At 70.8% G+C, this 12315-nt stretch carries 15 protein-coding genes and 1 pseudogene; 10 read left to right on the top strand and 6 right to left on the bottom strand.

The window, feature by feature from the left end:
- Positions 1–45 precede the first annotated feature (45 nt).
- The gene (locus GA0074704_RS11080) at positions 46–1782 is read left to right on the top strand and encodes a hypothetical protein (RefSeq protein ID WP_088970431.1); all 1737 of its coding nucleotides are present in this window, start codon (positions 46–48) and stop codon (positions 1780–1782) included.
- A 55-nt stretch (positions 1783–1837) separates the two neighbouring features.
- Here GA0074704_RS11080 and lexA read toward each other — a convergent pair whose 3' ends face one another.
- Positions 1838–2623, bottom strand: a complete 786-nt coding sequence (gene lexA / locus GA0074704_RS11085; protein WP_088970432.1) for a transcriptional repressor LexA — start codon at positions 2621–2623, stop codon at positions 1838–1840.
- A 553-nt stretch (positions 2624–3176) separates the two neighbouring features.
- Here lexA and nrdR point away from each other — a divergent pair.
- Together nrdR and GA0074704_RS11095 are read left to right on the top strand one after the other, a co-directional pair.
- Positions 3177–3635: pseudogene (nrdR, locus tag GA0074704_RS11090) on the top strand (transcriptional regulator NrdR); the annotation flags it as partial.
- Between the two features lie 191 nt (positions 3636–3826).
- The gene (locus tag GA0074704_RS11095) at positions 3827–6703 is read left to right on the top strand and encodes a vitamin B12-dependent ribonucleotide reductase (RefSeq protein WP_088970434.1); all 2877 of its coding nucleotides are present in this window, start codon (positions 3827–3829) and stop codon (positions 6701–6703) included.
- A gap of 55 nt (positions 6704–6758) precedes the next feature.
- Here the strand turns inward: GA0074704_RS11095 and GA0074704_RS11100 are convergent, their stop codons facing one another.
- Positions 6759–7874: an FAD-dependent oxidoreductase gene (locus GA0074704_RS11100; protein ID WP_088970435.1), complete on the bottom strand. Its 1116-nt coding sequence runs from the start codon at positions 7872–7874 to the stop codon at positions 6759–6761.
- 58 nt (positions 7875–7932) lie between these two features.
- Positions 7933–8109, bottom strand: coding sequence for a hypothetical protein (locus tag GA0074704_RS28725; protein WP_157743644.1), 177 nt, complete (start codon positions 8107–8109; stop codon positions 7933–7935).
- 107 nt (positions 8110–8216) lie between these two features.
- On the opposite strand from GA0074704_RS28725, the gene GA0074704_RS11105 reads away from it, so the two are divergent.
- From GA0074704_RS11105 to GA0074704_RS11115, 3 genes are all read left to right on the top strand, one after another.
- On the top strand, positions 8217–8600 hold the full coding sequence (locus GA0074704_RS11105) for a hypothetical protein (RefSeq protein WP_088970436.1): 384 nt from the start codon (positions 8217–8219) through the stop codon (positions 8598–8600).
- Positions 8597–8959 carry a PIN domain-containing protein gene (locus GA0074704_RS11110; protein ID WP_088970437.1) on the top strand — a complete coding sequence of 121 codons (363 nt, stop codon included), beginning with the start codon at positions 8597–8599 and terminating at the stop codon, positions 8957–8959. Before GA0074704_RS11105 ends, GA0074704_RS11110 begins: the two co-directional genes overlap by 4 nt.
- A gap of 61 nt (positions 8960–9020) precedes the next feature.
- Positions 9021–9818 (top strand): nucleotidyltransferase domain-containing protein, encoded by a 798-nt coding sequence (locus GA0074704_RS11115; protein ID WP_088970438.1) that lies wholly within the window; start codon positions 9021–9023, stop codon positions 9816–9818.
- Here the strand turns inward: GA0074704_RS11115 and GA0074704_RS11120 are convergent.
- From GA0074704_RS11120 to GA0074704_RS11130, 3 genes are all read right to left on the bottom strand, one after another.
- On the bottom strand, positions 9805–10179 hold the full coding sequence (locus GA0074704_RS11120; protein ID WP_231926816.1) for a hypothetical protein: 375 nt from the start codon (positions 10177–10179) through the stop codon (positions 9805–9807). The two genes, GA0074704_RS11115 and GA0074704_RS11120, sit on opposite strands and share 14 nt — an antisense overlap.
- A 107-nt stretch (positions 10180–10286) precedes the next feature.
- The gene (locus GA0074704_RS11125; protein ID WP_088970439.1) at positions 10287–10457 is read right to left on the bottom strand and encodes a DUF397 domain-containing protein; all 171 of its coding nucleotides are present in this window, start codon (positions 10455–10457) and stop codon (positions 10287–10289) included.
- Positions 10458–10467: 10 nt separating this feature from the next.
- Positions 10468–11310, bottom strand: coding sequence for a helix-turn-helix domain-containing protein (locus tag GA0074704_RS11130; RefSeq protein ID WP_088970440.1), 843 nt, complete (start codon positions 11308–11310; stop codon positions 10468–10470).
- 156 nt (positions 11311–11466) lie between these two features.
- Between GA0074704_RS11130 and GA0074704_RS11135 the strand changes: the two genes are divergently transcribed.
- The 4 genes from GA0074704_RS11135 to GA0074704_RS11150 are packed head-to-tail and all read left to right on the top strand — an operon-like array spanning position 11467 to position 12243.
- Positions 11467–11643, top strand: coding sequence for a hypothetical protein (locus GA0074704_RS11135; protein ID WP_231926817.1), 177 nt, complete (start codon positions 11467–11469; stop codon positions 11641–11643).
- Entirely contained in the window at positions 11640–11819 is a 180-nt protein-coding gene (locus GA0074704_RS11140; RefSeq protein ID WP_088970442.1) for a hypothetical protein, read from the top strand. Before GA0074704_RS11135 ends, GA0074704_RS11140 begins: the two co-directional genes overlap by 4 nt.
- On the top strand, positions 11816–12034 hold the full coding sequence (locus GA0074704_RS11145) for a hypothetical protein (RefSeq protein ID WP_088970443.1): 219 nt from the start codon (positions 11816–11818) through the stop codon (positions 12032–12034). Before GA0074704_RS11140 ends, GA0074704_RS11145 begins: the two co-directional genes overlap by 4 nt.
- The gene (locus GA0074704_RS11150) at positions 12031–12243 is read left to right on the top strand and encodes a hypothetical protein (RefSeq protein ID WP_157743645.1); all 213 of its coding nucleotides are present in this window, start codon (positions 12031–12033) and stop codon (positions 12241–12243) included. Before GA0074704_RS11145 ends, GA0074704_RS11150 begins: the two co-directional genes overlap by 4 nt.
- Positions 12244–12315: the final 72 nt, after the last annotated feature.

Genomic DNA, 12315 nt, shown 5'->3' on the forward strand with positions numbered 1-12315 from the left:
TGCGGCGTCACCCGGCGGCCGGGGCGGGCATGCGACACTGGTCGAATGCGCCGCGCTGTTTCCTCGGTCACGGTTGCCCTCGGCCTGCTGGGGGCGACCGTGGCGTTCTCCGGTGTCGTTCAGGCGGCCCCGGCGTCGTCCGCTCCCGTCCCCGGCAAGAAGCGTTGCACAGTCACCGACGAACGGCTCCGTGAGCTCTCCGGCCTGGTGGCCACCAAGTCGGGCTACGTGGTGATCAACGACGGCACCGACAAGGAGAGCCGCAAGCGGGTCTTCTTCCTCGACACCAAGTGCGAGATCGCCAAGGAGCCGGTGCGCTACTCCGCCAAGGGGCCGTTCGACACCGAGGATCTGGCGCTGTCGCCGGACAAGAAGACCCTCTGGATCGCCGACACCGGTGACAACATCACCAGCACCGAGCGCCGTACCCGGGTCGCGGTCTGGACCATGCCGGTCGACGGCTCGGAGCGGCCGGAGCTGCACCGCCTGTCGTACCCGGAGGGCAAGCCGCACGACGCCGAGGCGCTGCTGGTCGGCGCGAACGGGCTGCCGCTGATCATCACGAAGGTGCCCAGCGGCCCGGCCGAGATCTACACCCCGACCGGTAAGCTGAAGACCGGCGACACCGACCCGGTGCCGATGAAGAAGGTCGGCCAGATCACCCTGCCGAAGACCAACACCGACAACCGGCTGGGTGCCTTCGGCCGGGTCTCGATCACCGGCGCCGCCCGTTCGCCGGACGGCAAGCGGGTGGTGGTGCGCACCTACGCCGACGCCTTCGAGTACGACGTCACCGGTGACGACCTGGTCGGCGCGCTGACCACGGGCAAGCCGCGGGTGACGCCGCTGAGCGACCCGTTCGGCGAGGCGATCTCCTACACCCCCGACGGGAAGCTCTTCGTCACCGTCTCCGACGGTGGCGAGCTGGCCCCGGACGATCCGATCGACATCCTGGCCTACACCCCGTCGAAGACCGGCGCGGAGGCGCTCGCCGCCGAGGGCGGCGATCCGGCCGCGAAGCCGAAGGCGGAGCAGTCCTGGTTCTCCTCGCTGAGCCTCAACCAGATCACCTACCTGATCGCCGCGGTGGGCGTGCTGGGCGCGCTGCTGGTCGGCGCGGGGATCTTCGGCATCCTGCGGGCGCGCAAGCAGCGCGCCGCCGGCCCGGGGCGGGACGACACCGACCAGTCGGACCTCGACGAGTCCGGCAACCTCGCCGACCCGGACGACGGGCCGGGTGGTTGGGCGGGCACGGGCTACGGCGGCGCAGCTCCGTCGGGCGGCGTGTACGGCGCCCCACCGCCGGTGGGTGCCGGCCGCAACGGCACTCCGGTCAACGGCGCGCCCGGCCGGGCCCCGGGCCAAAGCGGCGGCGTCTACGGCGGCGGCGGTGACCGTCCGGCCGGTGGCGGCGGGGTCTACGGCGGCGGTGGTGGCGGCCGTCCGGCCGGTGGCGGGGTCTACGGTGGCGCCCGCCCGGCGGAGGCCGGCGGCCGGGGCGCCGGTGGCCGGGGCGGCGGCGGTGGCGTGTACGGCGGTCAGCCCGCCGGTGGCCCGCCGCCGGGCAACCCGCCGGCGGGCGGTCGGGGCGGCGTCTACGGCGGCGCCGGCCGGGCCGAGCCGCCGCGACGTGCCGAGCCGCCCCGCCGGGGCGACCGCCCCTACGGGGAGTCCGGCCCCGGTTGGGGCGGCGACGAGAACGGCCGGAGCGGCGAGGGCCGGGGCGGTGGCCAGTACGGCGGCTACGGCGGCCGGGAACAGCACCGGGGCGACCGCTACTGACGAGACGACGCGGCCCGGGTCACCGCGTGGTGACCCGGGCCGACGCGTACGCGGGTCAGATCCGGCGGAGCACCGCGACGACCCGACCCATGATGGTGGCGTCGTCGCCGGGGATCGGGTCGAAGGCCGGGTTCTGCGGCATCAGCCAGACGTGGCCGTCGCGCCGCCGGTAGGTCTTGACGGTCGCCTCGCCGTCGAGCATGGCGGCCACGATGTCGCCTGCCTCGGCGTTCGGCTGCTGCCGGACCACCACCCAGTCGCCGTCGCAGATCGCCGCGTCGAGCATCGAGTCGCCCTTGACCTGGAGCATGAAGACCTCGCCCTCACCGACCAGCTCGCGGGGGAGGGGGAAGACGTCCTCCACCGCCTGCTCGGCGAGGATCGGGCCACCGGCGGCGATTCGGCCGAGCATCGGCACGTACGCCGGGGCAGGGCGCTGGGAGCGGCTCAGCTCGTCGTCGACGGCGTCGGCGGGGGCGCGGACGTCGACCGCGCGGGGGCGGTTCGGGTCGCGGCGCAGGAAGCCCTTCTTCTCCAGCTCCTTGAGCTGGTAGGCGACGCTGGACGGGGAGACCAGGCCGACGGCCTCGCCGATCTCCCGGACGCTCGGCGGGTAGCCGTGCCGTTCCACCCAGGTGCGGATGAACTCCAGGATCCGGCGTTGCCGAGCGGTCAGGTCGACCGTGGCCGGGTCGGGAAAGGCGCTGACCACCGGGGTGACCGGGCGCACGGCGGGTTGCCCCGTCCGGCTGCGCGCGGCGCCCCGGCGCCGAGTGGCCGGCGGACCCGCCTCGGCGATCGGCTGCGGGTTCTTCGGCCGGCTGGCCCGGTCCTCGGTCACGTCCGTCCTCCCTGGTCGGCGCTGGGGTGCCTCGGCGGCTCGTGGTGCGTACGGTGATGCTGCGACCGGATGCGCCGCTCGGGCGTCGTCCGGTTGATCCTGACCGTATAGGTGAGATCGGTCATTTTCAAACATCTGTACGACATCTCTCGGCGTGTCGGGCCGAAATCCTGGAATTCCGAACAGGTGTTCTGCTAAATGGTACGTCGCCGTCGAACGCGTGTTCTATCTGCGTGTCCCGTGACCGTCGCGGGGGGTTCGGCGTTGGGCTCGTCGGCGCGGCCGTTCGCGCCGGAGAGGGGGTGGATCTCGGCAGTGATTCACACGACGCGCCGGACACGCCGACCAACTTGACCACGCTTGTCGGGCGGCATAGGTTCAACCCCTAGATGTAGTAGTCACACGGGCGTAAGTTGCCTACAGGTTGGGTTCGACTACCGACCGCACTCCCGTACCGTCTCCTCCGGCGGCGGCCGTCGACCACGGCCCCGGCGGATCGACGCGTGCCCAGGTGCGAACGGGTCGCCCCGCGGTCGATGAAGGAGGACAGGCGATGCGGTGTCCGTACTGCCGGCATGCCGACTCCCGGGTGGTCGACTCGCGGGAGGCCGACGACGGCCAGCTCATCCGTCGGCGGCGGTCCTGCCCGGAGTGCGGCAAGCGGTTCACCACGGTGGAGGAAGCGGTCCTCGCGGTGGTCAAGCGCAGCGGGGTGACCGAGCCGTTCAGCCGCACCAAGATCATTGGCGGGGTGCGCAAGGCGTGCCAGGGCCGGCCGGTCGACGAGGACTCGATCGCGCTGCTCGCCCAGAAGGTCGAGGAGACCGTGCGGGCCAAGGGCGCCGCCGAGCTCCCCAGTCACGAGGTGGGCCTGGCGATCCTGGGCCCGCTGCGTGACCTGGACGAGGTGGCCTACCTGCGGTTCGCCAGCGTCTACCGGTCGTTCGACTCGCTGGCCGACTTCGAGCGCGAGATCGAGACGCTGCGGGCCGCCGCCCGCGCCCGCGAGGGCGCCGCGGCCGGTGCCGATGCGACCGAGCCCGCCGGGGCCGGTGCGACCGAGCCCGCCGGGGCCGGTGCGACCGAGCCCGCCGGGGCCGGGGCGGCGGGGGCCGCCGTCGGCCGTACCACCTGATTTTTCTTTCGGATCTACGACAGTCGACGACGCGCGGCGCGTGACCGCGCAGCGAGGGGGCGGATGAGATGGCGGGGGACGGCGTGACAACGAGCCGGGCGCGCACCAAGAACGGCGCGGGGCTGAAGATCGAGCGGGTCTGGACGACCGAGGGGGTGCACCCCTACGACGAGGTCTCCTGGGAGCGCCGCGACGTCGTCATGACGAACTGGCGGGACGGCTCGATCAACTTCGAGCAGCGCGGGGTGGAGTTCCCCGAGTCCTGGAGCGTCAACGCGGCCAACATCGTGACCACCAAGTACTTCCGGGGCGCCGTCGGCACCCCGGAGCGGGAGTGGTCGCTCAAGCAGCTCATCGACCGGGTGGTCGGCACCTACCGCAAGGCCGGTGAGGAGTACGGCTACTTCGCCACCGCCGCCGACGCGGAGGTCTTCGCCCACGAGCTGACCTGGATGCTGCTCCACCAGGTGTTCAGCTTCAACTCGCCGGTCTGGTTCAACGTCGGTACGCCGTCGCCGCAGCAGGTCAGCGCCTGCTTCATCCTCAGCGTCGACGACTCGATGGACTCCATCCTCGACTGGTACAAGGAGGAGGGGCGGATCTTCCAGGGCGGCTCGGGCGCCGGGGTCAACCTCTCCCGCATCCGGTCCTCCAAGGAGCTGCTCTCCTCCGGCGGCACCGCCTCCGGTCCGGTCAGCTTCATGCGCGGCGCGGACGCCTCCGCCGGCACCATCAAGTCCGGTGGCGCCACCCGGCGCGCGGCCAAGATGGTCATCCTCGACGTGGACCACCCGGACATCGAGGAGTTCGTGGCGACCAAGGCGCGCGAGGAGGACAAGATCCGCGCGCTGCGGGACGCCGGCTTCGACATGGACCTGGGCGGCGCCGACATCGTCAGCGTGCAGTACCAGAACGCCAACAACTCGGTGCGGGTCTCCGACGAGTTCATGACCGCGGTGGAGAACGGCGGCGGCTTCGACCTGCGCGGCCGGCTCGACGGGCAGACCATCGAGACGATCGACGCCAAGAAGCTGTTCCGCACCATCTCCGAGGCCGCCTGGGAGTGCGCCGACCCCGGCCTGCAGTACGACGACACCATCAACGACTGGCACACCTGCCCGGAGACCGGGCGGATCACCGCGTCGAACCCGTGCTCGGAGTACCTGCACCTGGACAACTCCTCGTGCAACCTGGCCTCGCTCAACCTGATGAAGTTCCTCAAGGCCGACGGCGGCTTCGAGGTGGAGAAGTTCGTCAAGAGCGTCGAGTTCGTCATCACCGCGATGGACATCTCGATCTGCTTCGCCGACTTCCCGACCGAGCGGATCGGCGAGACCACCCGTGCCTACCGGCAGCTCGGCATCGGGTACGCCAACCTCGGCGCGCTGCTGATGGCCACCGGCCTGCCGTACGACTCGGAGCAGGGGCGCTCGGTCGCCGCGGCGATCACCTCGCTGATGACCGGCACCGCGTACCGCCGTTCGGCCGAGCTGGCCGGCGTCGTCGGCCCGTACGACGGCTACGCCCGCAACGCCGAGCCGCACAAGCGGGTCATGCGCAAGCACGCCGCCGCCAACGACGCCATCAAGCCCTCCGGCACGGTCGCCACCGCCATCCAGCGGGAGGCCACCAAGCAGTGGACCCTGGGCAACAAGACCGGTGACAAGTTCGGCTGGCGCAACTCCCAGGCCAGCGTCCTGGCGCCGACCGGCACCATCGGCTTCATGATGGACTGCGACACCACCGGCGTGGAGCCGGACCTGGCGCTGGTCAAGTTCAAGAAGCTGGTCGGCGGCGGCTCCATGCAGATCGTCAACCAGACCGTCCCGCGCGCCCTGCGCAGCCTCGGCTACCCCGAGGAGCAGGTCGAGGCGATCGTCGAGCACATCGCCGACAACGGCCACGTGGTCGACGCCCCCGGCCTGAAGCCGGAGCACTACCCGGTCTTCGACTGCGCGATGGGCGAGCGGTCCATCGCCCCGATGGGTCACGTGCGGATGATGGCGGCGATCCAGCCGTTCGTCTCCGGCGCCATCTCCAAGACGGTCAACATGCCGGAGGCGGCCACCGTCGAGGACGTCGAGAAGATCTACTTCGAGGGCTGGAAGCTCGGCCTCAAGGCGCTGGCGATCTACCGGGACAACTGCAAGGTCGGCCAGCCGCTCTCGGTGGCCAAGTCCAACAAGGCCACCGAGCCGGCCGCGACCACCACCGCCGTCGAGCCGGTGGTGGAGAAGGTCGTGGAGTACCGGCCGGTCCGCAAGCGGCTGCCGAAGAAGCGCCCGTCGCAGACGGTCTCCTTCTCCGTCGGCGGCGCCGAGGGTTACCTCACCGCCTCGTCGTACCCCGACGACGGCCTCGGCGAGGTCTTCCTCAAGATGTCCAAGCAGGGCTCCACCCTGGCCGGCGTGATGGACGCCTTCTCGGTGGCCATCTCCATCGGCCTGCAGTACGGCGTCCCGCTGGAGACGTACGTCAGCAAGTTCACCAACATGCGCTTCGAGCCGGCCGGCATGACCGACGACCCGGACGTGCGGATGGCCGCCTCGGTGATGGACTACATCTTCCGTCGCCTGGCCCTGGACTTCCTGCCGTACGACCGCCGGGCCGAGCTGGGCATCTTCACCGCCAAGGAGCGGGCTGCCCAGCTGCGGGCCGAGGCGGAGGCCGAGGCCGGCGGCGCCGATCTCACCGCCATGGCCGCCTCCGCCCCGGTGGAGCACGCCGAGCCGAAGACCGGCCCGGTCGCCCAGCCGGCGCAGGAGATGGCCGACGTGGCCGCCGCCAAGCCGGCCCCGTCGGTCGGTTCCAGCACCGAGCTGCTGGAGGCCGTGATCGGCAAGGCCGCCGACGCGCCGCTCTGCTTCACCTGCGGCACGAAGATGCGCCCGGCCGGTAGCTGCTACGTCTGCGAGGGCTGCGGCTCCACCAGCGGCTGCAGCTGACGTACGACATCGCGAGGGCCGGCACCGATGTGCCGGCCCTCGCTGGCGTCCGGGGTCAGGAGTTGACCTCGTCGAAGAGGGCCAGGGCCTGGGCGGGATCCGGGCTCACCAGGCGTTCCAGCCCGGCCGCCGTGATCCTCGCCCACCTGGCGGCCCGCGCCCACATCCGTACCTCGAAGTCGCGGACGGCCCCGGCCAGGTCCTCCGGGTCGGCGGCGACGGCCTCGGCGAGTTCGGCGCCCTCCAGCATCGCGAGGTTCGCGCCCGCTCCCAACGGCGGCATCAGATGGGCGGCGTCACCCAGCAGCGTCACTCCGGGAACGTGCGGCCAGGTGTGCGGGACCGGCAGCACGTGCAGCGGGCGGGGGACGAAGGTGGTGCCGCGGCGCAGCAGGTCGAGGACGGGGGCGGCCCAGCCGTCGAAGAGCGCCAGCAACCTCGCCCGCACGGCCTCGACGTCGTTCGGTTCGAGGCCGGTGTGCCAGTCCAGCGGCGTGCGGAACTGGGCGTACACCTTGACGTGGCCGCCGCTGTTGCGCTGGGCGACCAGACCCCGGTTCACGCCGTACACGGCCAGCGAACCGTCACCGACCAACCTGGCGAGGTCTGGGTGGCGGGCGTCGACGTCGTCGAGGGACGTCTCGACCATGGTGACGCCGGTGTAGTGCGGCGTCGCCGACGAGAGCGCCGGGCGTACCCGCGACCAGGCGCCGTCGGCGCCGACCACCAGGTCGTACGCCTCCTGTGGTCCATCGGTGAAATGGACCAGGACGCCGTCCCGGGTCCCCGGCACCACCTGCGTCACGCCCCGGCCCCACTGGACGTCGAGCGGGCCGAGCAGCAGGTCACGGAGCTGCCCGCGGTCGATCTCGGGATTGGCCGGGTCGTCCAGCCGGGCCGGCCAGTCGCGCAGGACGGTCCCGTCCGTGGCGAGGAGGCGCATGGCCTGTCCCTCGGGGCGGGACAGCGCCCTGAACTCCGCCAGCAGCCCCGCCTTGTCCAGAGCGAGCTGGCCCATCCCCGGGTGCAGGTCCAGGGTGCCGCCCGGTGGGCGAGCGTGGGGGTCGGGATCGCGTTCGAGGACGGTGACGGGGTGGCCGTGACGGTGCAGAACGCGGGCGAAGGTGAGCCCGGCGGGGCCCGCGCCGACCACGGCGATACGACGTCTCATGTCGGTGCACTGTATGCCCGTGTCGCGTATCCCGAGGGGACGGCGTGGGGGCCCGTTGTCACCGTCCCTCGGGGTTCTCCTGCTCGAAGCGGCTGGTCAGGTTGTCGGTGAGCCGGGTGTAGCGGGAGATCTCGATCCGGGCCTGTGGGGCTGCCACCCGCACCTGCTCCAGGAAGTTCACCACTCCCGTCCCGACCAGCATGGTCCGTCGGCGGTTGCGGCCGTACACCACCATGACCGTGCTCCGTCGTCTGTCCTACCCGGACACACCGCCCGCGCCACCTCGGCGGAATCGGCCCGCGACTGGCGTTGCGGAAGGGTTACCAGGAGTAGGATTCAGGGATGGCCGCAGCCCAGGACCCCCGCCACCACGACCCACTGCCCGACGTGCCGCCCAGCATCTCCCTCGACGGCGGCGTCAATCTGGCGGTGTCCGAGATCGCCGACTTTCTGGTCAGTGTCCGTGACGATCGCGGCAACAGCGACAACCTGCGTTGGTGGGCCCAGCAACAGCTCGACGAGATCCAGGACCTTCGCCAGGCCGCACGTCGAGCGGCCGCGGACGATCCCGATCGCTCCCACCGGCTCGCGCGCGCCCTGCGCTACAGCGCCGCGCCTCGCCTGAGCAGGGAAGCCGTCAGCCAGGTCGATCACGCCATCGCCCGCGCCGAGGCCGACGCCGAGCGAATCTACGGCGACGGCGACAGGGGACAGGCTGCCGCATGACCCGCCCGAGGGTCCTGGACATCTCCGCACTGCTGGCTCTTCACAAGGGCCACCCGCAGGTGTTCCATCTGCTCACCCGCGCCGACGCCGGTGAGGTCACGGTGGTCATTCCGGCGACTGTGCTCGCGGAGGCCAATTTCACCATGCAATACACGGAGAGCGAGTGGGAGGCGATCCTCCTGATCGCCGGCATCACCGTTACTCCGCTGTCGCAGCACATCGCCGTGGAGGTCGGCGGGTGGCGCGGCGATCTGGCGACCCGACACACGGTGCACGAGGCGCGTGCGGTGCGGGGAGTGGTGGTGACCTGCGATCCCGGTGGTTACCAGGGATATCAGGTGCCGCTGTTGGCGATGTGACCGCACGTCCCTTGCCGCTACTTCTCGGCGCGGGTGGCGCCACCCCGTTTCGGTCGCCGACATGATCGAGGATCTGCCGGCCCGATTCCTGGCTCGCGTCGACCGACTGTTGCCGGGGTATGTGCGCGGGTTCTACGTCGTCGGGTCGGCCGCGTTGGGAGCCTGGCTGCCCGGGGTCAGCGACCTGGACGCGGTCATCCTGACCTCCCGCACGGCGACAGAGGAGGACCTGAGCCGGCTGCGGGCCGTACACGAGCAGATGCCGGCGGAGCCGCATCTCGACGGCGTCTATCTCGATCCGGCACTGGCCCGGCGCTGGCCGGCCGACCGGCGGCCGGTGCCGTTCGTGGTGGACGGGCGGTTCATCACGAGGGAGCCGTGCGGGGAACTCACGCCGGTCCTCTGGCTGACACTGCGTCGGTACGGCATCCGGGTACGCGGTCCGGAGGTCGGTGACCTCGGCGTACGGGTCGACCAGGAGCAGCTGCGCCGGTACAACCTGGAGAACCTGCGGGACTACTGGGGCGGGGCCGCGGCCGCGCTCTCGGCCGCGCTGGCCCGTGTCCCCGAGGATCAGGTGGTCGATGCGGATCGGGTGGCATGGTTCGTGCTGGGTCCGGCTCGGCTGCACCACACGTTGGCCCGCTCCGACGTGATCTCGAAGGCGGCTGCCGGGGCATACCTGGGTGAGCTCTTCCCGGAGTACGCCGACCTCGCCCGACGGGCGGTCCGGTGGCGGGCGGGGGAGTCGGAGCGGTTCACCGCAGGGGATCTGGCCACGGCGGTGCGCAGCGTGAACGCGGTGGTGGGCGACGCGTGGCGACGATTCGGCGATGACCCGGTGACTAAGCCTTCGTGATCATCGACGTGCCGGCGAGAGCGAGGGAGAACATCCGCTCGAACGCCGCTCGGACGCCCGGGTCCCGATCGAGCCGCTCCAACGACTCGAACCGCGCCGGATGAAGGTCGACCGTGGCCAGCCCTCCGCCGGCATCGTGACCCGCCGTCGAGAACAGCAGAAGACAGCGGTAGGCCCTAAGTTCGCCTCCCCGCTCCTCGCGCATGAACGACTGGAGGAACATGGGGTCTGGCTTGACCTGGCTACAAAGTGCTTCGACCGAGGACCAGCGGGTTCCCCATTGGCGGCCTTCCGCCTCCAGTTGGATCTCGATCAGGGCGTCGAAGCTGATCTGGCACACGCGGAAGTCAGGGTCGGTCACCCGGATCCAAGCCGCCGGTCTGATCCCTACCACGGTCGACCAGGATTCTCCGTTGACGCTGGCCGGTGATGGCAGTCAACCGACTGTGTCCGGGGGATGCTTGTCGGCTAGCGCTTCAGGCCGGTGACGAAGGTCGACCAGGCGTCACCGCTGAAGCGGAGGATCGGGCCGTCGGCATCCTTGCTGTCGCGGACCTCGACGGCCGGCTGCACGTGCCTCGCTTCGACACAGGCGCCGTTGCTGCCGCTCCGGCTGCTCTTGCGCCACTGCGAGTCCACGCTCTGCCTCCTACTCCCTTTGCCCTGCGTTCCGAATCTCCTCGATCATGGCGGCCGAGTCGCTGGGTGACAAGGCCGCGCCGCGCAGGCTGTTGAACACCACCGTACAGCGGCGCACATCCTCGCCTTCTGCGTAGAGGTCGCCAGTCAGGCCCTCGATGTAGACGACACTCGGACCGTCGGCGAAGTTGAGGACGTGGAAGCTCGACATCATGGCCGCGTAGGCACCCTCCCGAAACGGGATGACCTGAAGGGTGACGTTCCACCGCTTGCCTGCGTCGAGAAGAGCGGTGAGCTGGTCGGCCATGACCGCTGACCCACCGATCTGACGGCGTAGCACCGCCTCGTCCAGCACAGCGACGAGGCGCAGCTTTCCGGAGCCGATCAGCTCCTGGCGTTGGGTTCGTACGGCAACCCGACGCTCGACGGCATCGGGAGACGGCTCGAAGGGATCTTCGGCCATCATCGCGCGTGCGTAGCCGGGTGTCTGGAGAAGCCCAGGCACCACCAGTGTCTCGAAGTTGTGCACCTCTTCAGCGGCCGACTCCAGGCCGATGTACTGGCGGTACGACGACGGCAGGTCGCCGTACTTCGCCCACCAGCCGCGCTGCTTACCGGTTTTCGCCATGGACAGCAACGTGTCCCGCAGTTCCGCGTCGGTGACGCCGTACCGGTCGAGCAGAGCATTGAGCGCGGGCCCCTTGATGCCGACCCGCCCCGCCTCGATTCGTCGCAGCGTGCTGGCCGACACCTCGATGACCTCGGCGGCCTGCTCGGCGGTCACGGTGGCGTCTTCCCGGACCCGCCGGAGCTGCGCGCCGAGCTGGAAGCGAACGAAGGTCGGACTTTCCATGACGGTGATTGTGCCGGGGCCGCCGTCGTGTGGCCCAGTGACACGCTCGGTCCAACTGCACGCGTGTTGTTGACTACCTAAAAATGCGCGCGCAAAATTAGCGACGCAGGTCCGATGTCACCAGTGCAACGCGCCAGGGGGGGTATGCCGAAGCGGGTGTCGTACGACGAGTACCTGCTCGCCGTCGCGCTGACCCTGGCCCGCCGGCACCGTCCCATCTGGTCCTGGCGGCACTGGCGTCGGATCTGCCGCTGTGGCGCCGACCTGCCCTGCCGCGCCCGCCACCGCATCCCCATCCGTCGCGGCCACTGGCCGGGGGAGGAGCCCCGATGACCGACCCGCAGGTACGCCAGATCCTCGCCGTACACCTGCCCGACCTCGCCGCACTCTGCGCCGGCTGCCGCGCGTGGTGGGCGCGGCTCGCCCCGTACCCCTGTCACCAGGCGGAGTGGGCCGCCCGCCGGCAGGCCCGGGCGGCGACAAGGCGTTTCCTGGACGGACTGCCGTGACCACCCACGGTCCGGTCCTTCCGCTGTGGACCTGCGGTGGCTGCTCAGCGCCTTGGCCCTGTGCGACCCGGCGCAAGGAGCTGCGCGCCGAGTTCGACGGCGCGCCGGTCAGTCTGGCCCTCTACCTGGGGTCGTATCTGGTCTGGGCGGCGGAGGATCTGGGGCACGTGCCGGCCGGGCTGCTGCACCAGCGCTTCCTGGGGTGGGTGCGGTGAGCGTCATCCGGCCCGGCGACGAGCGGTACCACTACAGCGACCACTCGCACCGGTGGATACCGCCGGATCCCGACTACGACCAGGAAGCCTGGAACGCCATCGTCCGCCAGCACCAGCAGCGGCACCTGGCCGAGCTGACCAGGCCGCCGGCAGGCGGTGACTGGCGGCGCGCGAGCGGCGGTGGACCGGATCGCGCGCCGACGGTATGACGCGCTTCGTTGAATTGGTGCCGGTCTCCTCTTAGTTCCCCGCCGAGCGGTACCGCATGGTACCGTTCGGCG

Origin of the sequence: Micromonospora siamensis (genome assembly GCF_900090305.1) — a bacterium.
Classification (GTDB): Bacteria; Actinomycetota; Actinomycetes; order Mycobacteriales; family Micromonosporaceae; genus Micromonospora; species Micromonospora siamensis.